The following is a 26283-nucleotide window of genomic DNA, read 5'->3' as shown; positions in this document are numbered from 1 at the left end:
GCCGTATCGTTAATATAGCTTAATTGCAACCGGTTTCACTAACCATTGCGAACTCCATTTTATGCTCAATAACCCATTGCCGGCTAAATTTCATATGCGGTTCCTCGTTGCGGGCGAACCGTTGGAAAACATCCGCACCACCACTGAGATCCCACCGCAGTATCGGACATATGTGTATCCCTTTACCACGGCTGTGTTAGAAGAAACACCCGGCGTGGATATATTATACCAGATATTACAGACGGACGGGTTTGTAATATGCAACAGCGTGTTTTTCCCGAAGGAAGATACGGTGATTGAGCCGCATGTGCCGGAGGCTGTTACAGTTTTGCAGTTTATGATGAAGGGCAGTATCCGCTGGCAGCTGGCGGGCAAAGGCATGGCCTGGTTCAGGGCGGGGCAGTTTGGTTATTTTCATATTCTCAATCACCAGTTCAGGGGCTGGCTGGAGAAAGGGGCGGTGTATGAGATATTTCATATTTACCTGAGCGGGGAGCAACTGGGCCGCCTGGGGGATTCGCCATTGGTGGGAGAGCTGTTGCTGCGGGCGGAGGAAAACAAAGCGGGATACTTTCAGCCATCTCCCTGTATTATGACGAACCGTATTTACGGACATGTGCAGGAGATCCGCGGAATGCCGCCGGCGGAGCCTTTCAGGGACTTTGATATTCCCGCGTACATTACATTATTATTGACCGGCACATTAAAAACTGAAGATATACCGCAGCAGCGTGATGACGATCATACGCTGTTTGCCGCTATCAGGGCTTACATACAGAATAATTTGGGAAAGGAATTAGGCAACAGGGAGCTGGCTTCAGATTATTGCATCAGCGTTTCCAAGCTGAAATACGGGTTCAAAAGAATCTATAACGAATCGCTGCAGGCGTTCGTAAAACGTTCCAGGCTTGAAAGAGCGAAGGAGCTGATAAGCACCACTGCGCTGCCTTTGCAGCGGGTGGCACAAATGGTTGGGTATCCTGACTATGGAAATTTCTCCAGAAGATATCATGCATATTTCGGTCATCCTCCAAGTGAGCTAAAGAGACAATAAAAATGTCTGAACCGCTATTTTATCTTATTGTTAATTGTAGGAATTTTATAGAGAAGACACAGAGAGTTTAACCCGAAGAGCCGGAAAGCAGTGACAAATCCCGTTCCCGATATGCAGTTTTGCCGCGCTGCGTAAAGGGTGAGCTATTGATCAACCCTTTTTACTTTTAAAACCATTGCCAATCCATGACCACAGACACGCTGGAGCGCCTGCAGCGCCTTGACTACCTCATCCGTACAAAGTCCACCGGAACCCCCTCCAGGCTGGCAGAGAGACTTGGAATTTCCGAGCGCTGCATCTATAAATATCTGAACCTGATGAAGGATTTCGGCGCGCCGATTAAATTTTCGAATGCGCGCCAGAGTTATTATTACGACGAAGACGGATCGTTCATAGTAAATTTTTCTTTCAGAAAAGCGGCCAGTTCCGTGGTCGCGTTTTTCTTCATTTTTAATGCTTAAGACTTATGGCAGCAGAACAAAGTGTAAGCCTTCATGAAGGCTCAGTAGCCGTTATTCCCCAGAAGGCGGAGAAGAAGAGTGGGAAGAGGATTGGATATTATTATATTATTTTGAAAAGTCTGAAGGAGAGTAAGAAGAATGATGTGGTGAAGTGCATTTACATTAAAGGCCTTACCAATTTCGGGCTTTGTGTGATCAAAGAGGGCTCGCAGGGGGATACAAAGGATAAATACGGGCGAGATATTCAGGACCGGCTGAAATGGCAACGGGAATTGCATGAGCGGCTTGCGGGTAAGGTACGTATGCCGAAGTTGCTAGGGAGTTTTCAGGAGAATGGAAATTATTATCTGGTGATGGAGTATATTAAGGGGAAGCCGTTGCAAAGTATTATTCGGAAAGATCATGAACTTCGCCAATCCTTGCTTGACGGTAATAACTCAGGAATGCGTATGTTGGAATATCTTGAACAGATTGTCCGGATATTGGAAGTCCTGCATCACAATGATGTAGTCCATCGTGATGTAACTGTAAATAACTTTATGATTATGCCTAACGGAAAAGTAGCAGTGATAGATATGGAACTTAGTTATTCTATCAGCGGACATTATCCTGACCCTCCTTTTACGTTAGGAACGTATGGATATATGTCCCCTGAACAAGAAAGGACAGCGTTGCCAACTATTAAGGAGGATATCTATGCTATAGGTGCAATTATGCTACATGCATGGACAGGAATATCACCTTACAAATTTTCGGGAATGTCAGAGGAAGAGTTGCAAAGAGCTGTACTTTTCTATGTGGAAGAGGTAAATATTGCTAGTATAATTCAACAATGTCTGAAAAAAGAAGCAGATTTACGACCAACCACTGATATGATTGCGAAAGTATTGCAGCAAACTTACAGAGACAAAGCGAATAACATACCTCGTCCGTTGAAGGCGGTGCAGTCATTGTCTTCTAGTTTTATCACAGAGACTATTGAAAGAGGAATACAGACTTTGGGCGAGTCCGTTCTGGCGGACAAAGAGAAAGGCTGGTTTGCCGAGCATATGAGTCAATCTTCTGATCAAACTAATGATATAAAGAAAGCTTGGTACGCCAGTTTTAACCGTGGAGCCGCAGGTGTGCTTTATTTTCTTTCAAGGGCCAGAGGGGCCGGATATAATGTTTCGAATATAGCAGTTCCGATTGGTCAGGCACTAGATCTTATCCGCAACAAATATGTAAACAATTTTGAGTTGTCGAACCGAGGATTGCACTTTGGATCCGATGGGGTCGCATTGGCGTTGGCGGAATGTTGCCGGTGGGGATTGCTTACAAAAGAGAATGCCATTATAGAAAGTTGGTCTTCCATGCTGTCCCGTGATTCAGATAAATTAGGATTGATGGATGGTTTAGCGGGTCAGGGAATTGCAAATCTTCACTGTTCGGATATGCTTGAAGGAACAAGAGAGGAGTATATTGCGAACCAGCTTATCAATGCGCAGCACCCCGACGGCAGTTGGAGTATCCGGCAAAAGGGAGGGGCATATCATTTTGCCAATGGACAGGCAGGAATAACCTACTTTTTATTGTCTTATGGAGCGAAATCGGGTCGTCATGAAGCAATTGAATGTGCAGAAAGAAGCCTTAAGTATCTAATATCGAAAGCGGGATATTGCCCAGGAGGACTTACATGGAAAAAAATTAGTCGTAAACATTTTTTCGATCATTCGTGGTGCGAAGGTACTCCGGGAATGGCCCTTATGTTTCTCAAGGCATATGAGATTACCGGAGATACTATTTACCATCAATGGATTGGGGAGGCCCTGAAATACCATGATGAAAGGAGCATCTGGGGTGGACTTAGTCTGTGCCATGGAGTATCCGGATTGGGCGAAGTTTACTTAGAGGCAGGAAGAGTATTAAAAGAGGAACATTTCATAAAAAGGGCCGGCGATTGCCTGCAAGTAGTACTACATTCTCGTAGACTGACGGCGAAAGGAGGAGCCTATTGGTTTGTCGAGAAAGAAAGAAAACCTGTGGCCAATATTATGTTGGGGAATGCTGGTATTTTGCATTTTTTGGTCCGGTATAAAAATGTAGAGCTTTTCGGTTTTCCGGGACTTTAATCAATATGGTTCAGTACCGGTTTCTGTATATTGAGGACTGTCATAAGATACTGAGTTGCTAAATAATACATTGGCACTGGTAGATGACCACAAAAAATCGTAATTATCATTGGCTGTTTCTGTGTGATGGCAATTGAGCTCATCTCCGCCAATTGCGGTTCGGCAGGTTTGGTCCGGTTGAAATCCTTCCCAATTTGTTGACAATGTCAGATGTCCTTGGTATACAATTCCACCGCCTGCCAGGGAATTTTTGATGGGGACAAAAAGAGCCGTACCCATTGATGCGGCCATAAGTATCCAATCGAGGGCATAGTTTTTTTTCATGTGTAAGCACTTAGCGTTATTCTGAAATCCGCTCAATGACTCCTCATCTATAGATTATCGTATTCATTTCTTCCAATAAAAAGCGGCATATCGGAATAACGAAAGTGATATTTGCCAAGTTCGGATACAATTATTCTTCCACTGTCCGAGTCTACGACAATCAATATGGAAACCTGCAGAGTGTCGAGCATGCACTGGAGATCGCTCTGACAGAAATCATCCAGCCGCCATAGAAGGAATCTTTTTAAACTGTCAGGAAACTTTTTACCAGGAAATTTGGGCAGGAATTGGTTACTGTTTTCTGGCATGTTGCACTGAAAAATGGCTATTTTACCTATTTTTTCTAATACGTTTTTAGTCTTTAGCCATCGATATAATTCATTATTGCCATCAAACAAAATTGCATAACGATGGGTGGATCTGGCACTACGAGGGGCATATGGAGGTTGGTTATGACGCCATGGTCCCATAGAATTTCGCAATTCGGAAGAACCCGGGAGAAAATGAAGATATCCGCCACGACGTATGGCTTTCGATTCAAGTGCATAAATCAGCCAAAGGAGCCTTACGCTTTCTTCTGAACCATCAAGACAATTTCCGGTAATTATAACATGGCCATCACCGAATAGCCAATTAAAGGATTCATCTACGATGCCACAACGCATCATTGTTTCCATCATATCCCCAAAACTCCCCGAACGGCTATTAATCAACAAAATATCGGATTGCGGATAATAGATGCCAATCTCTTTCACCAGTTCTTTTTTCAACCGGATCGAAAACGTCGGTTTTAGGGTTTCCGGTATGGGTGTATGCAATGCTATTTTAACATGTGGGGGCATTTTATTCAGATTTTAATCGATATCCTCTAAAAAATTCTCTCAGATCCTCTTTTACTGTGTGTGGCAAGGCATCAATTTTTCGATAAGTATTTCCAGCAACTGCATAGTAAAACGAAGGATTGTTATGATATAACTGAAATTCACCGGCTTTGTCTATGCTGTCTATGAATAAAACACCGGGAATATCTGGTATTTGTTTGTGACCTGCATTTTTAAAGTACTGTCGGACATATTTCCTTCCGCCTTTTAAAGACAGGATGATATAATGATTTGATGGAATGCTATTTTTAAATCGGACAATACTATCTAGAGATTTGTCTCTACAAGAGGGGCAGGATGCTTCAAGAGGAAGTACCATAAATGAGATAGAATCATTGCCAGGTAAAGAGCCAGGCACAAGTTGAGCCAGTTGTTCATACAACATTTGTTGCTGTTGTTTGGACTCAATAAGACTGTCTCTCGATGGATTAGTTGTTTTGGTATTACAGGCGTATAAAATAAATGCCATATATATAAAAAAGTACTTCATGTTATTTATCGGTTACCTGGTTTGTTTTGTATTCTAAGCGAAGAAAATTGAATTGATAATCCGTAGGAGAAGTGACTTCTGCATAAATCTTTCCATCTGGGGTGAAGAACATCCTTCGTAGATCTATGCCCTCTTCAAAATCTGATTCCCCTATAATTTTGAAATGTTTATCAAAGATTATCAACCTGTATGGGCGCTGATATCTTTTGGCGTCAAAATCGTCTTCAGAAATTGGAGGCTTAGCAACACGTAGATATCGGTGATGATAAGGATCATAATAGACTGAGCCGTACGAGTCTGATGTCATATAGACTTTTGCTTCTTCCTTAATCTCCCGTAGTTTATCCCTGCTTGAGTATTTAATAGGTTGTAACTGATATTGGCTTTTTGCGAAATATGAATGATGGTAGTCTTTCAGGTCGGTTTCATATAACATCGTGTCAGCTGCGAAACTAACTACAAAACGTCCAGCATCATTCATACAATAGCTATATTTTATTAATTTTCCTACGTAATAGTTTTCAGTATATATTTCTGGCAGATGATAATATCTGCTGGTTTTGTTGTTTTCTAAGTTTACCGTCCATAGCATTTTCCAGGAACGGATAGACGATTTCGAACTATTATCTATTGAAGGACTTACTGCCAGGAATGCAGTGTTGTGTTGGAGGTATAGAGGATTTTCAGGTGAAATACGACCTCGTCCTTGTCTGCTTTCCCGATCAAATGTAAATTTCTTGACATTTTTTCCCGAACTATCTATCATATAAAGCGCTTCCCGTGTGGTTAAGAAAATGCTATCGTAGTTATGAAAATAGGCGGAGTTGACGGTTGTCGGTTTAAAGAACCGCTGTAATTCAATTTTGTTGATATGACTGTTGTCGGGATAACTATAGATATTAATACTTTCAGATACTTGGTCAAAAAACGTTATATATGTTTTGCCTGAAATCTCACGGACACTCCATGATTCCAAGTCACTAAACGATTCCTCATCTAAAAGAAAACGTATCGTATCCGACGTTGGAATAATATCCACGGTATTATAGGCTGCTCCAGCATGGTGATGCTTTGGAGATGGATTTTTCCCTTGCTGGCATGATAATGTCGCCACAGCCAGAAACAAAGTAATAATATAATTTTTCATATCGGAGGTAATGGTGTATGGCGGTAATAATAGGGAATAACGTCTCATATTGAGACGTTATTCCTGTTATGAAGGTTCAAACCTATCAAGGTTCTGTGCTGGTTCCGGTTTCGGCGCCAGCATCATCACTGATTGAGTTGCTGAACTGTACATTGGCACTGGTAGATGACAATGCATTGTTAGCTACATTGTTCCCGGTTTGTGTATGAGAACAATCGATAGCATCTCCAGTCAATGCAGTACGACAGGTATTTTCAGGACCGGCTCCTGATGACAAAGTGATGTGGCCGTCGTCAACTACCTGGCCGGCAGCAAGTGATTGTTTTGAAGGAACGAAGGCGGCAGTGATTGCGGAAACAGCCATCAGTGCCAACCCGAGGATTGAATACTTTTTCATGATTAATAGTTTTGGGTGTTGGAAATATTATGAATCAATGGCCATTGTTATTTGTTATACGAAAATAGAAGAGCCCACTGTACATTTCGTACAGTGGGCTCTTCCTCAATAAAATATAGTTATACTGCTAAACTATGGCAGTAGCTCTTTATTTCCATTCAACATAACTCGGTATAAAAGACCATTTTCAATCATAAGACCTTCACTGTCTCCTGATGCATGGTGAGTATCTGTATTGATTACTTTTCCTCCGTAGTAGCTTATAACATCCGGCACTATGGTATGTCCTGTGATAATCCGGGATACTTTATAGGTTTGAAGAGTGGTATCTATAACCTTAGGGTTAAAGGTATTGCCAGTAGTATAATACTCTCTGTACCAGTAAGGAGATACTTTACTATTAATAATAGTTTGTAAGATGATACTATCTTTAGTATTCATGGTCGCCTTATTCAGATAAGAAAAGTGGAGGTCGTTTATTTTTTTGATAGGAAGTTTTAACCGGTTTACCTGTGGACTTATACCACCATGTGTCACGAGATTTTCCCCAATAACTTCTATAATGTTTTTACTTCGAAGCCATTGACCCAATACGCTATTAAGCCCGAGGAGGTCTTCATAGGAGCGTCCAAGCATAGTTGCGAACTGGAAATAATCTTTATGAACATATGATAACTTTCCGGTCAGATTCATTACTTCATGATTGCCAAGTATAAAGTGAACAAATCCGCCAGCAGCTTTAGCCTTTTCTTCAAGAGAATAGATTAACCAAAGACATGCGGTTACCTGGGTTCCTCTGTCAAAAATATCCCCAGCAATGACTAAATGAGCTTTGCCAAATGTCCAATTGTAATTTTTATCAATTACATGATGATTTAACAAGAATTCACGAAGAGTTTTGTAATTTCCTTCAAGGTCGGAAAGTACGAGCATTTTTTCCGGTTGCGGGTATATTGACGGTGTTGGCTGTGCCTTACCCATAATGGATACCTTAAAATGGCTTCCTTGTGAATCAGTATATACGTTTTGTTCACTTACGTGTTTGTCGTAAATGGTATCTGTAAAAGGGGTCGTATTCCTGATGTTATGAACGAAACATGTGTCACCGCTATAGTACACAAATGGTCCATCTGTTTTGGTGACTTGTTTTTCGATATAGTCCAAACGAGCGGAGTCTGTGTCTGAAATGCGTAGCTTTTTTCTGATATAAGGGTGATAAATACTGATATGGTAGTTTACAGTAGGGCAAAGAACAAGAGTCTGAACATTATCTGGTCCCAGATTTAATAGATTGAAATCAAGATAGTCGTTGCTGTGGGGAGCATACCAGCGATGGACTTTGTTATTTGGATGTTCTATTATTGTTTTTTGTTGTTTTGTTGAGGCTTTCTCATTTTCGCCTGACACTATTGCGAACAGTATGTTTGGATTATTGGAGAATTTTTTATACGCAGATTGAAAGAAAATGTTTTGGTTGATATTCCCTCTTTTATTCAGATGAAGGATAATTACCTTGTTCTTGAAATCAGATACACGGTTGCCATCTTTGTCCAGAATCAAAAAATCCCAGAATTCTCCGCTATTGGAGGCTGCAAGTGCATAGGCTGATAGCCCCTGCTTAATGACCTGCTTATACCCATCATGATCCAACTTGGGGTAAACACTCTCCGCCAACTCGTTTGCTAGGGGAGTGTTACCACCTTTGGCTACCCGGCTAAGCAGTAGGTAGGTGAGCAATTGATCCTTAAATCTTCCTTGCGTATTAGCTTCTATCAGCTGGAAATAATTTAGGTATTTATTTTTAGGATTAGCAAAGATGCGCATATTTTCGGGATCGTTCACATCATACAGGACATGTTGTTTCAATACAAGGAAACGGTAATACTGTTCGGGGATAGGCATTTCTTCCGTCTGACTTAGTAACCATTTCAGGTTATTGTTATGTATCAGAGAATCATAAAGGTTCCTTATATCCGACTGATCAAGCCTGTATTTTTTTTTATCAACACAAATTAGGTAAAATTTTCCCTGCCGAGTATTTTCAATCGAACTTAAAAACGTTGCTTTGATTATATTCCATATTGGGGACGGGTACAGTGTTGAATATTCTGTGAGTGTATGATGTAATATCTCAGATTTTTTATCCAGATATGTATTCCAGGCTGTGAAGTCCTTGAGGTCGGTTGGGGCGGCACTTCCCGCTGTTCCGGGAGGATGAAGCTGATTGAATTTCGGATATAGGTCTTTGTAAAGGAAGTCATATGTTTGACTACCGTCTCCAGATACATCAATTTTATTTTGATTAAGCTGAAGTGTGATATTGTTTCCTGGTAGTAGAAACATATGTCTGGTCTGGTTTCCCTTTTTTTGATTTATAACTACCACAATTGCGCTGGTGGCTGAAATTTCGATATCTCTTTTAGCTGGAAGATCATAGTATTCAGTTCGTCCCGTTGGCCCCGGGAACATATTGTAGTTAAAAGGGTCATAGTATTGAATACTTAAGGTATCATCATTACTCGTCGCCAAGGCTTCCAGTTTTACCAGTATTTTGGCCGGCGCAGTTTCGGACGCAAGTAACTCCTGGCTGACAATTAGTAAGCAAATTAATAGCTTGGGTATCTTCATTTTAGTCATATTATGGTTTAATAGCCGGGATTTTGCACTACACCAGGCCTGCTGGCGTCAATTTGGGGTAGTGGCGCAATAGCTTTGTCGCTAGGATATGAAAGCCTCACAGCATCCGGGAAGAGGGGATCTGTCCTGACAATATCCTGTTTCCAGCGAAGTAGGTCAAATAGCCGTAGGCCCTCGAAGGCGAGTTCTTTTCTTCGCTCTTTCTGTATAGCCTCAAATATATCATTACCGGTGACTTGTAATGGTGTAGCCATTGGGTCAGCACGCTGTACGATCTGATTTATGTAGTATAGTGCACTGTCCTCTTTGTGAAGTTGGAAGCAGGCTTCCGCTGCATTTAGATACATCTCTGATGACCGGATCAACGGCTTATAATAAGCAGCTTGGCTGGGATTGACATCGCTTATCACTCCTGAAGGGAACTTTAGAACCTCCCAATTTCCGCTTAATTGGGAGACCCAATTTTTCCTGATGTCGGTATTGCTCACTTGAAGCAGTGAAGCCATATCGGCCGTTGCTATAAAGTGCTTGCGATATTGATAGTAATTATTTGAAAATATTCCTCCGGTACTATTGCCTATTTGGCTTACACTTTTAGGTGCCAGGACAAAAAAGGATTCGTTGGCGTTGGGATCTGTTTTTTTGAATATTTCATCAGGATAACCCATCGAAATGCTCAGCAAGGGCGTATTTTTTATACTCAATTGTGCATGCCGCAATGATTGTTCGTAGTCACTTTGGAATAGATATACCCGAGAAAGGAGAGCTGATGCTACTTTTTTATTGAGCAGCATTAAGTTTGAAGAGGTTTCTGGTAGGAGGCGAAGTGCCTGTTGAAGATCCTCTGTTATATGTTGGTAGATTTTATTTACTGTGGCTCTTCCTACTTCTGGTTTAGTCCAGTCAGCCCCTGGTATAAATACAACTCCCGGGTGTTGGGCGCCACTTGTATATTCGTATGGTTGAGCAAAGAAATTTACCAGCATGAAATAAGCATATGCTCTCATTGTATAAGCAACTCCCATAATGTTATCCGTAGATGCTGAGTTCTCATGCCTGAAATCAGGAGCTCTTTCAAGCAAAAAATTGCTTGAAAGTATTAGATTATAAAAGGCATATGAAAGGCCATTGAGATTAACAGACTGAGGTACGGTATTTTCTGTGCTGCTGTTGGTAATCTGTTTCCAAGAATAAATTTGGATGAAGTTGGTCGCCCCCGTTACAGGCTTTATATTATCAGCAGCCAGTTCTGGATAAATTTCAGAATAGCTTCCATAAGCATTGCTCAATGAAAGATACAAGCTCTTCATTAATTGCTCGCAGGCCTGAAGATTATTGACATACGCTTCTTTAGGAAGGACATTCTGAGGTGGGGCATCGAGGAATGATTTTCCGCATGCTGTCATTATTATTCCCACTGCTATTATTAAGGAGTAGATATTTCTTGATTTCATGGATAATTCATTTAAAATGAAACATTCAACCGGATAGAATATGTTCTTGAATTAGGATAGGCAAAACCTCCTCGTCCTCCAAGATTTACATTATCAGGGTCTACATCATCAGCTGTAGCCCATAAAGCGAGATTATTAACTTGTCCGTCGATACTCAAATCTTGAACCCGGGCAGGCGATAGCCATTTTCTGGGAATACGCCATGTGAGTTTCAGGTTTTGAAAACGTATATAATCTGATTTCTGTAGATATCGGGTGGAGTTCTCTGCTCCCGAATTATTATTGCTTAACAGTCTGACTGGGTTTTCGGCTATATCTCCTGGTTTCTGCCATCTATTTAAGGCCGTCACCGGTACATTATGATAGGCTCTTAATCCGTCTGTTAAGAGCAGACTATTGACTTCATTATAGAAGAGCCCTCCATATTGATAGTAAAACATTGCCTGTAATTCTAAATTTTTCCAAGTTACAGTACTGGTTATGCTACCAAATGCATCCGGTTGAGATCTACCTACAAATTGTTTGAGAGCTAAGTTGTATTGTTGTGTTGGCTTCATACTGGAATCTAACCACTGTGGCATTCCATTTGCAGGGTTCACGCCGGCCCAAACTGGCATGAAGTAACTATTCATTTCGCGGCCCTCTTCATTCGACATTATGTTCGAAACAGAATAGATATTTTTGTTGGCTTTCAAAAGTTTGTTGCTGTTTTTGCTCCAATTACCACGTAGAGCAACACGCAGGTCTTTTCTTCGAATAATGTCACCAGACAAACTAAGTTCAATACCGCTATTTCGGATATCCCCAATATTGTCCATTACGCTTGCGTATCCAGTGAAGCTTGGTAGAATAGTTTGATAGATAAGATTTTTTGTGAATTTATAGTAGAGATCGACATCTGCTGTAAGACGATTGTTAAGAAGCCCTGCCTGCAGACCGCCATTCCACTGACTAGTTTTTTCCCATTTAATAGTTGGATTGCCAGGTGAAGTACCTGGCATTACAGCAGGATCTTTCATGAACAGTTGCCTAGATAGCAGATGGTAGCGCAATAAGTGGTTTACTGCTCCGGCATTCCCTGCAAGGCCTATACTGCCTCTGAGTTTAAGAAATGGTATTACATTTTTTATCGGTTGCATAAAGTTTTCTTCACTGATGATCCATGCACCTCCTAGGGACCAATAGTTGCCAAATGGATTGGAATCACCAAATACCGAGGCGCCATCGCGCCGCCAGCTACCTGATATATTGTATTTTTTTCTGTAATCGTAGTTTAGATGTACAAATTGCGATAGGCTGGTTCGTTTTAAAGTCCCTCCTAGAAAAACATCCATTACGTACTCTGGATTTACGACATCAGTATAATATGGATTGGTTTGCTGTCCAAAACTTCCTTTAACAGATAAATATAGATTCTTATTATTCTGAATTTGAGCTTCCTGTCCAGCCAGTACATCAATGTGATGATGTCTACCTATCTGGGTCTGATATTTCAATATACTCATCCAAAGCAGATTTGCATTTCTTGTATCATAGTCTCTGATGTATCCTCCGCCGGAGTTTGATAACCTCGGATCTATTTTTTGTTTATTTTCCGTTTGCATATAATCTACGCCTAGTGACGTTGTAAAATTGAAATGACGCAGAAATGAAACATCGGCATTCATTGTTGTAAGACCACGAAAGGCACTGGTTTTGTTCAGATTGTAGTCTCTTTCGAATATTGGGTTGGGGTATACTGTATTTAAGAGGGTTCCCCAGGTGAATTCTTTTATATAGCTGCCGTCGGACGTTCTGATAGGAAGTAAGGGTGACAGGATATCCGTAGAGGGAGCTCCTGCATATGGCCCTTCACTTTGATAACCCGCTTTTTGAAGATTATATGAGAAGGTCGAACTGATCCCAAATTTGAGCCAGTCTGTTATCCTATTGTCGAGATTCACACGGAGTGATGCTCTTTCATATCCCGTACTTTTTATGATTCCATTTTGTTTGGTATACTCGAAATTCAGGTAGAAGGTTTGATTCGGAGTGCCGCCGGAAACAGAGAGGTTGTTGGATAAGGTAATGGCTGGATGGTTGTAAATCTCATTATCCCATTCAGCCTGAGGGTAAAAAGAAGTATCATTTCCTATAGTCTGGTAAGGAAATTTTTTGAAGAGATCTGCGCGGATGGCTTCATCTGTCCAGGTGGTGGGATCTGTATTACGATATGTTTCGTATAGCAACTCAAGATACTGTGATTGGTTGAGCATTTTAGGTATAGAGGCTGGTCGCATAGATGCATCAGTTTGATGACTGAAGTTGAATTTGGTTTTGCCCGACCGTCCTCTTTTTGTTGTCACCATTATGACGCCATTGCTAGCTTTGGATCCGTATAATGCTATGGCGGCTGCATCTTTCAGAACCGAAATCTCAGCAATGTCGTCTGGGTTAATTTGTGCGAGTGGGTTTGTCAGTGGTGTAAATGGATCACTGGGCCCCATTCTGTTAAATATGTCTTGGGTAACCTGCATGCCATCTATTACTATTAACGGATTTCGCACTGTAGACCCACCGAGTGCTTCTGTGCCGGTAGAGATTCCTCTGACAATCATATTGCTAACACCGCCACCAGGCTGACCTGTACCGTTTGATATTCTTAAGCCCGGCACAAGACCTTGCAAACTTTTATCAAACGAACGGTTAGGTAATGTCCTGATCTCCTCTCCTTTAACTACACTGACAGCGCCTGTTACAGAACGCTTTGTCGAAGTGCCGTAAGCCACTACAACCGTCTCATCAAGGTTACTGACACTAGGATTTAAATTAAAAACAATGTTCCCCTCAGTAAGAACTTTTTCCTGCGATTCATACCCCGTATACCTGGCCTGAATAACCAACTGCTTCGTAGGCACATTCGCTAAAGAAAAAATACCGGTAACGGCCGTAGTCGTTCCGATATTCGTCCCTTTGATCTGCACCGTCGCTCCCGGCAACGGCTGCCCGTCTTTATCAAGAACGGACCCGCTTACCGTTCGGAACATGGCTTCCTTCGTTTCCTTGTTTTCTTTATTTTTCACGGCACCCGATTTCAGCACAATCGCCTTGTCGATAATAGACCAGCTGATGCCGCGTACTTCGAGCAATGTTTCCAATACATCTTCCAGTTTTGCATTGGTCACATGGATGCTCACCGGGTCATTTATTTTCAGACCGCCGGTTGCGCTGTACATGAAGTACAACCCCGTCTGCTTCTCAATATCCTTCATCACATTTTTTAAGGCTACCTGCTCCGCTTTCAATGTCACTTTAAAATCAAATTGATGAACATTTGCTCTTGTGGCCAGGTGTAGGAATAACACCATGCACAACATTGCGAGCCCTCGCAATGATAGAACAGGAGACTGTCTCATAAGTTTTTTGTTAAACGTTAGTTAAGGTTGTTTTTTTATAGCTAGTCACGATTGCGATTACAGTCAAATACAATTACATTACTCAGGGTCGAATAGAATTACATTCACATGTCGCTAACGCTTTATCTATTTAAAGACACAATAAATTTCCTGATGGGTGAATCCCCTATGTAAAGGAATTGTTATCAGGTTTAGAGAAAGTCTCAGAATGAAAGTGATGCTCGTATTAAAAGACAGGATAGTTGTCGTAATGCGGGGATTGGGAGAGGAGGGATGCCCTGAATTTAAAGGGATAGCCGGGAGAAGGGATCGATTTCTACCATAGAAAAGCATTTTTATAGCATCTTAGGGAATTTAGAAAAGAGAGCATGCAGGGTATAGAGTAATTTCAGGTAAGCACAGCCTTATTAGAAAATCAGACCGCTGTTAAAAGACAAAAATAACCCAAACAGGCTGAATCCCCCAGGTAAAGAAATTGTTATGCTACAGTAGCCCATGGGTATACTAAAAGTGGAAAGAACAGACGGTTGTTTTTTCAATTAAAGTATTATCTTCGTCGCAGCATCAGATCATCCCCGGTTTAGCTAACCTTTTTCTCCAGCATTTAAATATTAAGTTATAATTATTATTTTCCTGGCGGCGTTTTATATGTTCGGGTTGAAGTTACTTTGCCGGCAGGGTTGATTCATACTTGGCATGACATCATCAGATCAACAAATGGACTTATTGGAAAGGCTGAAAGCCGGCGATAGCGAGGCTTTCGACTACGTTTACACCTCTTACCGCAAATGGCTCTGGATCGCCGCCCTCGGTATCCTCCAGCACGAAGCCGATGCCGAAGAAGTGGTGCAGGAATTTTTTATCGAATTCTGGCAACGGATGGAACAACGGCAGTTCAACGACGTCAACCACCTTAAGAACTATCTCTTTATCAGCGTCCGCAACCGCTGCCTCAATAAACTGCAACGCGACAAAGTCACACGGAAACGTAATGAACAGATGTTGCAACTCACAGATTTTACGGCGCCTTACAACCAGCTGGAAAATTCAGAACTTCAACAACAACTGAGAGAAGCTATTGACAAACTTCCCCCCATCCGCTCCCGCGTCTTTAAGATGGGATACCTCTTCAATTATACCCGCAAACAAATAGCGGCCGCATTGAATGTCAGTGAAGAAACCGTTAAAAAACACATGATCCTCGCACTGAAGGATCTGAGACTTTCTCTTAAAAACCGGGATGAGCATTAACCCGAATCAGCAAAAATCTTGTTTAGATTATATTATGACTAATATTCCGGAAGAAGGATATATCTCCCAACTGATGAGTGAAAAGCTGGCCGGCATTATTTCGCCGGAAGATGACGCCCATCTTTGTAACCTGATCGAAACGGACCCGCAGACCAGGGCGGCCTGGGAAGAATACCGTTCACGGTTCCCCCAGGAGCACCTGGACAACCAGTTCGCCGCGGCAGACCAGATCAACTGGAAACCGCTTCCCCCGCGCAGGAAGATATTCCGCTGGCAATACGCCGCCGCCGCGGCAGCCATCGCCATCGGTATATTCGTTTTATTGCCCGGTAAGGAACCCGCCCCCGCCACGTCGGCCCATACCGAAGGTATCCGCCTCACCCTGGCGGACGGGCGGCAGCTAAGCCCCGGCCAGCCCGCTGCTTCTCCGCAGAAAGGATTCAGCCTGCAAAAAGACAGTCTCCTCGTAGACGCCGGTACCCCGGCCCCCGGTGGTTACAACGAACTGGAAGTGCCCACAGGCATGGACTACCGCGTTGTGTTGCCCGACGGCTCTATCGTATGGCTGAACGCGGCGTCAAAACTTACCTTCCCCTTCGCATTTACCGGCCCTGAAAGAAAAGTGACCGTAAGCGGGGAAGCGTTTTTTGAAGTAACCCCGGATCACACCCATCCTTTTATCGTGGAAACGCCCAACGGCAGGGTAGAAGTACTGGGCACCAGTTTCAACGTAAACAGTTATGACAGCAGCCAGGTGAAAATTTCCCTCCTTAGCGGCGCCGTACAGGTGCATCAGGGAGAACAGGCCATGCTCCTGAAGCCCGGCCGCCAGGCAGTGGTGACCAATACAGCCGCCATCCGCGAAACGGCCTTCGCCGAGGAACAAACCCTCAGCTGGCGCAAGGGATGGTTCTGGTTTGAGGACACTCATCTTACTGAAATCGCCGGTGTCATCACCCGCTGGTATGGCGTAACAGTAAAAATGGACGATGAAAACGTAACCAGGCAGGTGTTCACCGGCCGGCTGGACAAAACCACCGCGCTGGACGTTTTCCTCAAACAGCTGAAGTCCACCAAGGTGATCGATTATTATTTCGATAACGCAGGCTCCCTTCATTTTAAATAAGTTCCCTTATGATAACTCCTGGCGGGGCCGCAGCGATGTGGCCCGTCTTTTTATATTAAGAACTACCCCTAAGCCGCCTTACTTCGGGATGGTGAGCACCCAATCAATGCCATCTGCTTAATCGATAAACCACCATCATTCCATGGCCAGCCTTACAGGCCAGGCGAAACCTGAACAGGGCATTCCCGCCGCCAGCTTTCCCGGTTAAATTCCCTTCCCCGGCCGCTTTTCCTTCAAGCCTGCAAACCAAAGCGTTACTCCGGAAAAAACATGCCCGCCCGCCCGGTCCGTTGTCATTTTTTTATAAATAGATGTCCTTTTATTGGTAAATCCCCGCCATTCATCCCGTCTGTATAAGTACTTTTCGGCGTAAACGCCTGTAACTGATGCTGTGCAAAGGTTTGCACTGCCGTTTATTTTTACCATCCGTAACAAAATCGTTTTAGCAAACAAAACATTTTATATTTTACCGCAACTATGGTACACAGATCGAAAAACAGTAAACCCGGCCGGTCATGGATCGGCTTTTTGTATGCATGCGGCGCAGGCCTGGCTCTCAGCCAGCCCGTGGCGGCACAGTCCGCCCAATGGCCCCTGCAGGATTTATCCGCCTTCAGGCAGCCCGGCAGCAGCTGGCAGCTGGCTTCTGACGTTCATGCACGCCTCGGTAAACCAAATGTGCTCGAAACCTCCAATGGCGCCGGCATCCTCGTCAACCTGCCCGGTAAAAAACAACACGGGGAAGACCTCTTCTCCAACAAGGAATTCGGGGACATAGACCTTGAACTGGATTACATGATGGCGGAAGGTTCCAACTCCGGCATCTATCTCCAGGGACGTTATGAATTGCAGCTCCTCGACAGCTGGGGTACTACCAGCCCCCGCCCCGGAGACAACGGCGGAATCTACGAACGCTGGGACGACAGCAAACCCGAAGGCCAGAAAGGCTACCAGGGCTACGCCCCCCGCCAGAACGCCAGCAAGGCGCCCGGCCTGTGGCAACATCTGAAAGTTTCTTTCCAGGCGCCCCGCTTCGACGCATCCGGCAAAAAGACCGCCAATGCCCGCATCATCCGCGCGGAACTGAACGGCGTGCTCATTCACGAAAACGTTGAACTGCAAGGGCCTACCCGCGGAGCCATCGGCGGCGACGAAAAAGCCACCGGCCCGCTCCGTATCCAGGGCGATCATGGAGCGGTTGCTTTCCGCAACATCTCCGTACGCGAATTCAAAACACCGGCGCCCGTACTCTCCGGCCTGCAATACCGCGTGTTCAACGGCCAGTTTAAAAAAGAACGCCTGGACACCGCCAAACCGGTGGCAACAGGTTCTTCTCCCATACTGACCGCAAACGCCGGCCCTTTATCCAAAGAATATGTACTGCATTATACCGGCAAACTGAACGTCCGGGAAGCCGGCGATTATAACATGGCGCTTGCTTCACAGGGCGGCGGCGGATTTATCCGCGTAAACGGCAGGGACATCACCGGTTCCGGCCGTAACCGTGAAAAAATACAATTACCCGCGGGAGAAACGCCCATCGAGGTCATTTACAGCCGCTCAGGCGATTGGGGCACCCCCACGCTGGGCCTGGTGATCTCCGGCCCCGGTCTGCGCGATTCCTATATCGGGGACGCCATCACACCGGACGATACCGATCCCATCATGGTAAACGCGGATCAGAACACGATCCTCCGCAGCTTCATCGATGTGCCGGGCCAGCAGCAGAAGATCGTACACGCAGTGTCTGTAGGCAGCCCCCTGAACGTACATTATACCTACGATATGGACCGTGGTATGCTGGTACAGGTGTGGCGCGGCGCTTTCCTGGAAACGACCCCCATGTGGCATGAACGCGGCAATGGTACCGCCCGTCCGCAAGGTGCCATCCAGCGTTTAGGACTGCCGTTCTTTACCCTCGGCAGGCTGGCTACCCAGCAGGATGCCTGGAGCGCGGACACCACGGGCAGCGGCTACCGCCCCAAAGGTTATGTGCTGGATGAAAAAGACCGGCCCACTTTCCGTTACCAGATCCACGGCAGCACCGTTACGGACGCCATCCGCGTATCTGAAGACGGCCACGGCATCAGCCGCGAGCTGAACGTATCCGCGCCGGCGGCGGACCTCTATGCCAAACTCGCCGAAGGCGCGCAGATCGAAGCGCTGGGCAAAGACCTGTACCTGGTGGATGGAAAAGCCTGGTATCTGCAATTACAGGACGCCGGAGGGGCCAAACCCTTCGTGCGCGATGCAGCAGGCAAAAAAGAGCTGATCATCCCCGTAAAGGGCCGGCTGAGCTATTCCATCCTTTTCTAACCAACTCTAGACAGACACCAGCATGAAAAATATTATCAGGAAAGCGGCGATGTACCTGTTGCCGCTGATCACACAACTACCCGCACAGGCACAGGAAACGCCCAAGGAAGAAGATTATTTCAGGATCATGAAGATGAGCGCGCCGGAAGGCACCCTGCTGGAAGTAGGAGGGCTTACCCTCCTGCCAAACGGCGACCTGGGCGTGGCCACCCGCCGCGGCGATGTGTTCATCGTGGAAAATCCCACCAGCCGCAGGCCTTTCTTCCGCAAGTTTGCCAGCGGCCTGCACGAAATACTCGGCCTTGCTTACAAGAACGGTTCTCTTTACTGCGCGCAGCGCGGCGAGCTTACCCGTTTGGAAGATACTAACATGGACGGTAAAGCGGACGTATATGAAACCGTATACGCATGGCCTATCTCCGGTCACTACCACGAATACAGCTTCGGCCCTAAACTGGCGCCGGACGGTTCGTTTTTTGTATCCGGCAACGTTGCTTTTGGCAATGAAGAATGGTGGCGCGGTGAAAGCCGCGTGCCCTGGCGCGGATGGATGATGCACATTGCGGCGGACGGCAGCAGCATGGAGCCCTGGGCTACCGGTATGCGCTCTCCCTGCGGCCTTGGCATGATAAACGGAGAATTGTTTTACTCCGAGAACCAGGGTGACTGGATGGGCTCGGGCGGTGTATGGCAGGTAAAAAAAGGCGACTTCGTGGGCCACCCGGCAGGTCTCCGTTGGACAAACATGCCCAATTCCCCGCTGAAACTTACCGAAGAACAGATATACGCCCAGGTGGACCAGCGCAGAACGCGCAACGCCGAAGGCCGGGCCGTGAAACCCGAAAACGTGGTGGATGAACAATTCAAAACCCTGTTCGAAGTGAAAAAAGCGATCCCGCAGCTGAAAACGCCCGCGGTATGGTTGCCGCACGGTGTGCTGGGTATCTCCAATTCAGAAATACTGCCTATCCCCGAAGGCGCATTCGGCCCCTTTGCCGGCCAGGTGCTGGTAGGCGACCAGGGACAAAGTAAGATCATGCGCGTGGTGATGGAAAAAGTGAACGGTGAATACCAGGGCGTGGCATTCGACTTCCGTGGCGGCTTCCAGAGCGGCGTATTGCGCATGGCCTGGGGTCAGGACGGTTCCCTGTTCGTAGGCGAAACCAATCGTGGATGGGGCTCCGCCGGTGACGCGAACGAAGGTTTGCAACGCCTGGTGTGGAACAACCGCGTGCCATTTGAAATGCAGACGGTAAAGGCAATGCCTGACGGTTTTGAGATCGAGTTCACCCTGCCCGTCGATAAAAGATCTGCTGAAGACCTGGCCTCTTATGCCGTGGAAAGTTTCATTTACAAATACCACCCGGTGTACGGCAGCCCTACCGTGAACATGGAGAAATGCAATGTAAAAGGCGTGAAAGTATCCGAAGATGGCATGAAAGTGCGCATCATCGTGGACAACCTGCGCCAGTATTACATTCACAATATCACGTTGGAAGGCGTGCGCGCGCGTGACCAGTTCTTTTCACTGGTACATCCCACGGGTTATTATACGCTGAACAATATCCCCGAAGGGGCAAAGCTGGCCATGAGCGAAGTGAGCACCCGCAATTCCGCCGCTGAAACAAAAGCAGCGGAAGAAGCCGCGGCCAAAGCAGCTGCCGCCAAAACAAAGACCGCTGCCGGTAAAACCGCCGCGGCCAAACCCGCGGACGCAACCGTGAAACCTGTAGCCAAAGTGGCTACCTTCGAGGAAGTGAAGCCGCTGCTCGCAAAATATACCTGCGCCGCTTGTCATAATGCGGAGAAAAAACAGGTAGGCCCCGCTTTTAAGGACATCGCCAAAAAGAGATACACAAACGAAATGATGGTGAAACTGATCTATAACCCCAATCCTGAAAACTGGCCGGGTTATGCGACAGAAATGCCGCCCATGCCACAGGTGCCGAAAGCCGACGCCATGAAAATTGCGGGATGGATCAATTCGCTGAAGTAGTTTTTTGCAGACCGTTTTATACAAATCCCGGCCGTACCAGCGGCCGGGATTTTTTTATTCCCGCGCATCCCGCTCCGTTGCAACGTTTCCGCCTGCTGAAAAAGCGTAAAATAATTTTGAAAAACTTCACCCTCTTTAAGGGATTCGATGTCTTTAATGTAACGTCTTTTATTTGTTTATCCGGATAACCCATGTTTTGATTTTTTCTCCACTTGGCAGACAGTATTTGAATAGGATTATTTACATCTAAATCAAACAAGATGGAAAACCAACCATTGCCCGTACGGGACATGTGGATAGACAGGGAGGAAACCAGCGAAGCGCTCCCCGTAGCCACCATACCCGGCGAATTTCTCGCGGAATTACTCAAATGCGCTATTGTGGACTACAAAGAAGATGAGTGCCACCGGATCATCACCCAGCAGATCCCGCTGGGCCCGCTTTCTGTCTGGTATCAGAAAGTACATCCGAAAAAAGATATGAAGCTGCGGCCGCAAACGCCTTTCCGGAACCTGATCCTTCACTTTATGATGGGCAGTGACGTGATCGCGCTCATCAAAGAAGATAGGCCCGTATTGCTGGGCAGCGGCTTTATGGATCTCTTTAACCTGACCAGTTATCCGAACGAAGCGCCCCTGCAGAAAGACCAGGACTTCACCAGCTTTCACCTGAACATACAACCCAAAAAGGTAAAGGAACTGGTAAAAATGTACCCGGAAGTGGCCTGGCTGAAGGATAAAAAAGTCATGCAGACAAACGGGCAGGTGAATATGGATTCCCAACTCATCAACGATGTATGCCTGATGGCTATCCGCGATATCATCACCTGCCGTTACATCGGGGACGCCGCGCATTTTTATCTCCTCCGGCAATCTGTCAATATACTGGCAGTGTTTCACAAACTGATGGATAAACCGGCGCATGGCCTTTCCGAAAACAATCTCCAGAAGATCAATGAATGTTTTTCTTTCCTGAAGATGTATTATGTAGGCCAGCATTCCGTAAAACAACTGGCTGCCATGTTCGGCATCAATGCCCGGGTATTGCATGAAGGTTTTGAAGCGGTATTCGGCTGCACGCCCGGCCAGTTCCAGTTCGACCGGCGGATGTGGCTGGCTTATAAAGCAATGATGGAAACAAAAGCCTCGTTTGAAACGATCGCTGAGTTGTCAGGATTTAAAAGCGCGCGGAGCTTCCGGATCTCATTCAGGAGGTATTATAAGTGCGATCCTGTATGGCTGGTGAGGGCGCAGTAAGAAGTTGATATAAAATTGGTTGATGGACCCAAAGCCTTGTACGTTGTACAGGGCTTTGTTGTACCCGTCATATGGGATGGAATGGGTTATGAAGCGGTTATGACGCAGGTATGAATAAGGTATGAGGCTAGTATGATAACTGTATATTACCAGTATAGTACTGGCATACCTGGACTTTACCTGGACTTTACTTGGACTTTACTTGGACTTTACCCGGACTTGGGGGGTGTTTTTTGGGGCTTTTTTGCAGTTTTTTTGGCTTCTGCCGCATTTTCCTGCTGCGGGGCCGGGGGAATCAATACATCGATGACAGAAGCTGCATTAAATCTTTTATCAACCGAGTGATAGTATCTTTTGCCTTCCAGCGTCTGCGGGGCGATCTGAAGGACAACCAATACCGGCAGGCCCGGCGTGGTTTTTACTTTAAATGAAAAAGCTTTGCTGGCAACTCCCGCAGGCTGCATTATTTCTTCCGACTTACGAGCATCAACGGTCTCTTTATCAAAGTTAACGGACAAAGTGACGGCGCATAACTTTATGTGGGTGGCGACCTTTTTAGGATACAACAGGCTGACGCCGTACAGCTCCGGGATCGTCACCGTTACGTTTCCGCGTACGTCCCATTCTACTGTAGGTTTTTTCAGCAATAATCCTTCCACTTTTGCCAGTTCCGCGAAATAAAAATCCTGGAGATGAAAAAGATGTTCTGGTAATATCTTTTTACTTCCGGTGTCGCTCTTTTTATCCGCCTGCACGATCGTGATCATCGTTTTGTTAAGGCGGATGTAAAGCTCGCTGTATTCCGGGATGATCAATACCGGTTTTAAGCTTTTTCGGATCAGCGTACTGGCCCTGCTAGCCGTACCAAGGTCTGCCCGTGCTTTGATGGAACGCTCGGATTGATTGATCTCAGACTGATATTTGCGCGTGCGCTGCTCTCCGTTCCTCATCACGATCTTCACCTCATCACCCAGCTTACCGCTCATTTTCCCGTTTTTATTCCTTGCCATAGAAAATTTTTGAGAACATGGAATTTAAAACAAAACAACAATAGAGAATGCATATAATATCTTGGTATGAGTTAATTGGATCATATGAATGATTCCGATTACGTGAAAGAATAAAGGGCCATAGTTTCTCCGCCAAATTGAACAATCAGCGGCATTTAACTGTATGTATATCAGTCAATCGGCGAATGTTCAACACTCCAACTGTCCAAGCTATATAAAACTCATGCGTATTACTATGTAAAACCTCGTTTATGAGAATTTTATACACAGGCGTTATTCTGATCGTTTGTATTGCAGCCCTGCTTCCTGCCAAAGCGCAACAGGAAGTACAATTCAGCCAGTACGTATTTAACATGCTTAACCTCAACCCCGCCTATGCGGGATACCGGGGAGGCACCAGCTTCAACGCCATCCACCGCCAGCAATGGACGGGCATAGACGGCGCCCCGGTCACCACCGCCGCAAGCGTGGACTGGCTCACAAACGCCCGCGAAGAAAGACTGGCCCTGGGCGCCACTTTCCTCATGGATGAGCTGGGCGCGCAAAAGACTATCTCCGGGAACATCGGCGTTTCTTACCGCATCCCCCTGGACCCGGACGGTTATAAAAGACTTTGTTTCGGTATAGCCGGCGGCGTCACGCAATACCGTATAGACGGTTCCGTACTGGAATATACGGATGCCAATGACAATCACATTCCCGTGGGCCGGCCATCCACCATCGAGCCGGATGCCAGCTTCGGCGTTTATTATTACACCCCGAAATATTACGTAACGGCTTCCGTGCTGAACCTGCTGAATACCACCAGCGTAAAATCCTACAACTGGAACAACGAATTTTTCACCAGCATCGTTCGCGCGCCGCATATGTACGTGGGAGCGGGCGCTGTGTTTAACCTCAGCCAGGGACTGAAACTGAAACCTTCTTTTTTATGGAAAGAAGATTTTAAAGGCCCCTCGAACCTGGACCTCAATGCCTTCCTGCTCATCCAGGAGCTGGTATGGATAGGCGCATCGTACAGGACGGGTTTTGCGCTGTGGGATAAAAACAATCTCCAGTCAGGGCTGGAAAGGAAAGACGCGGTGTCCGGCATCCTGGAAGTGTTTGCCACCAAGTGGCTGAGGCTGGGTTATGCCTATGACTTCACCGTGTCCGGCCTGAATACTTACCAGAACGGTACACACGAAATTTCCGTAAGCCTGTTCTTCCCCACTAAAAACAGGAAAGAGATATCACCCCGGTATTTTTAAATGATCCCGCATGAATAACCGACATCTTCTTTTGCTTTACCTGGTCGTATTGTTTCCCTTCGCCGCGCCGGCACAGGAACAGCCTTCGTACGACCAGCTGGGCGATAAATACTTCGTGACCGGCCGCTATGACAAGGCGGCTTCCGTATATGAAAGGCTGGGCAGGAAGAAAAACGCCGGGCCATTGGTGCTCTACAGGCTGGGCTTCAGCCAGGAAGCACTGGGCAATACCACGGAAGCTATTGCGGCTTACGCCGCCTGTATAGGCAAAGACCCGAAGGCGGACAGCCTCTGGATACGCATCGGCGATCTTCAGAAAATGAACGGGCAGTATGGCGAAGCAAAAACCGCCTACACAAAATACCCCGCCGCCGGAGCGGATGCCGAAAGGATCAAACAACGCATGGCGGGCTGCGATTCAGCGGAACTGTGGCTGAAAGATCCTGCTCCGGTGATCCTGCATAATGAAGACCGGATCAACACCACCTTTTCGGACTGGGGTGCTTTCAGACAGCAGGATATGCTCATTTACACCTCTAATTTCAACCGGCTGGATTATTCCGGCCAACGCATTTCAAGACAGACCAATGAGCCTTATTTCAGCCTTTACCGGCTCGATGACGGATCGTCTCCCGGCAGGCTGAATATCGACAAACTATCGAAGATCATAGACCTGAGTAATTACCATACGGGGCCTGTATGTTACAGCCCCGTGGAAGGCACTTCCTTCGTAACGGTGAGCCAGCGGGACAAACCGGGCCTTGAAAAGGATGGGTACAAACATTCCATCCGCGTGCGCACCTGGCGGCTGGAGCTGTACGAAGTGACGAAAGACAGCGTAAAACCCTTCGCCTACAACGACGCCCGGGCATTTTCAACCGGTCATGCGGCCCTGAACGGGGACGGCAGCGTGTTGTATTTTATTTCGGACAGGCCCGGTGGGCACGGTCATACAGACATCTGGTTCAGCAAACGGAATGTGGACGGCAGCTGGCAGCAGCCAGTGAACTGCGGCCCGGTGATCAATACCGCGGACGATGAAATGTTTCCGGTAATGGATGCGGACGGTGTGCTGTATTTCGCCAGCGATGGTCATGCGGGTATGGGCGGGCTGGATATGTTCGCCGCCACAGGCTCCGAAACGCAATGGACTGCGCCCATGAACCTGCGGGTACCTTACAATTCCAGTCATGACGATTTTTATCTCGTCACCAGCGATACTTTAAGCGGTTACTTCGCCTCCAACCGCCCGGGCGGCAAAGGCAGCGATGACATTTATACCTACGCGATGATACCGCCGCCACCGCCGGTTCCTCCGCCGCCACCGCCTCCCGTGAAGCCGGAAAGTCCGTATGAGGTCGGGAAGAGTTTTGTGCTGAAAGATCTTTATTACGACTTCAACAAATATTTCATCCGTACGGATGCCGGCCGCGTATTGGATTCACTGTTCGTCATCCTGCAGGAGCATCCCACGATGCGGATAGAATTGCAGTCGCATACGGACAGCCGTGGCAATGACGCGTATAATATGCGCCTTTCCAAAGAACGCGCCGAAGCGGCGGTGAACTACCTCGTCAGCAAAGGCATCAGCGCAGACAGAATGGTACCGCAGGGTTACGGGGAAAGCCGCCCGGTGAATCATTGTGTGAACGGTGTGAAATGCTCCGAAGAAGAACACCAGGCGAACAGGCGGACGGAAGTGAAAATCTTGCAGAAGTGATAAGGCG

19 protein-coding genes are annotated in these 26283 nt (G+C 46.2%); 10 read left to right on the top strand and 9 right to left on the bottom strand.

What is annotated here, in order from left to right; all coding sequences use genetic code 11:
• Positions 1 to 94 precede the first annotated feature (94 nt).
• The 3 genes from EG028_RS06625 (at position 95) to EG028_RS06615 (ending at position 3626) form a co-directional block, all read left to right on the top strand.
• Positions 95 to 1054: a helix-turn-helix domain-containing protein gene (locus EG028_RS06625; RefSeq protein WP_162946236.1), complete on the top strand. Its 960-nt coding sequence runs from the start codon at positions 95 to 97 to the stop codon at positions 1052 to 1054.
• Positions 1055 to 1239: 185 nt separating this feature from the next.
• Complete coding sequence (locus EG028_RS06620; protein WP_120514789.1) at positions 1240 to 1515, top strand: helix-turn-helix domain-containing protein; 276 nt, start codon at positions 1240 to 1242, stop codon at positions 1513 to 1515.
• A 5-nt stretch (positions 1516 to 1520) separates the two neighbouring features.
• The gene (locus tag EG028_RS06615) at positions 1521 to 3626 is read left to right on the top strand and encodes a protein kinase/lanthionine synthetase C family protein (protein ID WP_120514788.1); all 2106 of its coding nucleotides are present in this window, start codon (positions 1521 to 1523) and stop codon (positions 3624 to 3626) included.
• Here EG028_RS06615 and EG028_RS06610 read toward each other — a convergent pair whose 3' ends face one another.
• The 8 genes from EG028_RS06610 to EG028_RS06575 form a co-directional block, all read right to left on the bottom strand.
• Positions 3627 to 3950 carry a hypothetical protein gene (locus EG028_RS06610; protein WP_123864587.1) on the bottom strand — a complete coding sequence of 108 codons (324 nt, stop codon included), beginning with the start codon at positions 3948 to 3950 and terminating at the stop codon, positions 3627 to 3629.
• A gap of 47 nt (positions 3951 to 3997) precedes the next feature.
• Complete coding sequence (locus EG028_RS06605) at positions 3998 to 4792, bottom strand: metallophosphoesterase family protein (protein ID WP_120514787.1); 795 nt, start codon at positions 4790 to 4792, stop codon at positions 3998 to 4000.
• A gap of 1 nt (position 4793) precedes the next feature.
• Positions 4794 to 5321, bottom strand: coding sequence for a hypothetical protein (locus EG028_RS06600; protein ID WP_123864586.1), 528 nt, complete (start codon positions 5319 to 5321; stop codon positions 4794 to 4796).
• A gap of 1 nt (position 5322) precedes the next feature.
• Positions 5323 to 6516: a DUF4221 family protein gene (locus tag EG028_RS06595; protein WP_120514785.1), complete on the bottom strand. Its 1194-nt coding sequence runs from the start codon at positions 6514 to 6516 to the stop codon at positions 5323 to 5325.
• A gap of 37 nt (positions 6517 to 6553) precedes the next feature.
• Positions 6554 to 6865 (bottom strand): hypothetical protein, encoded by a 312-nt coding sequence (locus EG028_RS06590; RefSeq protein ID WP_123864585.1) that lies wholly within the window; start codon positions 6863 to 6865, stop codon positions 6554 to 6556.
• 132 nt (positions 6866 to 6997) lie between these two features.
• A complete protein-coding gene (locus EG028_RS06585) occupies positions 6998 to 9493 on the bottom strand; it encodes a metallophosphoesterase (protein ID WP_185096811.1) in 2496 nt (831 codons plus the stop codon).
• Positions 9494 to 9510: 17 nt separating this feature from the next.
• Positions 9511 to 10956 (bottom strand): RagB/SusD family nutrient uptake outer membrane protein, encoded by a 1446-nt coding sequence (locus EG028_RS06580; protein WP_120514782.1) that lies wholly within the window; start codon positions 10954 to 10956, stop codon positions 9511 to 9513.
• 11 nt (positions 10957 to 10967) lie between these two features.
• Positions 10968 to 14351 (bottom strand): SusC/RagA family TonB-linked outer membrane protein, encoded by a 3384-nt coding sequence (locus EG028_RS06575; RefSeq protein WP_120514781.1) that lies wholly within the window; start codon positions 14349 to 14351, stop codon positions 10968 to 10970.
• Positions 14352 to 15068: 717 nt separating this feature from the next.
• Here EG028_RS06575 and EG028_RS06570 point away from each other — a divergent pair.
• The 5 genes from EG028_RS06570 to EG028_RS06550 all read left to right on the top strand — a co-directional run bounded on the left by EG028_RS06570 (position 15069) and on the right by EG028_RS06550 (position 22296).
• On the top strand, positions 15069 to 15602 hold the full coding sequence (locus tag EG028_RS06570) for an RNA polymerase sigma-70 factor (RefSeq protein WP_162946235.1): 534 nt from the start codon (positions 15069 to 15071) through the stop codon (positions 15600 to 15602).
• Positions 15603 to 15636: 34 nt separating this feature from the next.
• On the top strand, positions 15637 to 16728 hold the full coding sequence (locus EG028_RS06565; RefSeq protein ID WP_162946234.1) for a FecR family protein: 1092 nt from the start codon (positions 15637 to 15639) through the stop codon (positions 16726 to 16728).
• Between the two features lie 477 nt (positions 16729 to 17205).
• Positions 17206 to 19044, top strand: coding sequence for a 3-keto-disaccharide hydrolase (locus EG028_RS27875; protein ID WP_120514777.1), 1839 nt, complete (start codon positions 17206 to 17208; stop codon positions 19042 to 19044).
• A gap of 22 nt (positions 19045 to 19066) precedes the next feature.
• Positions 19067 to 21040: a hypothetical protein gene (locus EG028_RS06555; protein WP_206614352.1), complete on the top strand. Its 1974-nt coding sequence runs from the start codon at positions 19067 to 19069 to the stop codon at positions 21038 to 21040.
• A 260-nt stretch (positions 21041 to 21300) separates the two neighbouring features.
• Positions 21301 to 22296 (top strand): helix-turn-helix transcriptional regulator, encoded by a 996-nt coding sequence (locus tag EG028_RS06550; RefSeq protein ID WP_120514776.1) that lies wholly within the window; start codon positions 21301 to 21303, stop codon positions 22294 to 22296.
• Positions 22297 to 22505: 209 nt separating this feature from the next.
• Here EG028_RS06550 and EG028_RS06545 read toward each other — a convergent pair whose 3' ends face one another.
• Entirely contained in the window at positions 22506 to 23306 is an 801-nt protein-coding gene (locus tag EG028_RS06545) for a hypothetical protein (protein WP_120514775.1), read from the bottom strand.
• A gap of 251 nt (positions 23307 to 23557) precedes the next feature.
• On the opposite strand from EG028_RS06545, the gene EG028_RS06540 reads away from it, so the two are divergent.
• Positions 23558 to 24556, top strand: coding sequence for a PorP/SprF family type IX secretion system membrane protein (locus tag EG028_RS06540; RefSeq protein WP_120514774.1), 999 nt, complete (start codon positions 23558 to 23560; stop codon positions 24554 to 24556).
• A 10-nt stretch (positions 24557 to 24566) separates the two neighbouring features.
• Positions 24567 to 26276 carry an OmpA family protein gene (locus tag EG028_RS06535; protein ID WP_120514773.1) on the top strand — a complete coding sequence of 570 codons (1710 nt, stop codon included), beginning with the start codon at positions 24567 to 24569 and terminating at the stop codon, positions 26274 to 26276.
• Positions 26277 to 26283: the final 7 nt, after the last annotated feature.

Source organism: Chitinophaga barathri, from assembly GCF_003807585.1.
Lineage (GTDB): Bacteria > Bacteroidota > Bacteroidia > Chitinophagales > Chitinophagaceae > Chitinophaga > Chitinophaga barathri.
Note: the sequence above shows the minus strand (reverse complement) of the source record. Positions and strands in the feature narration are given on the sequence as shown.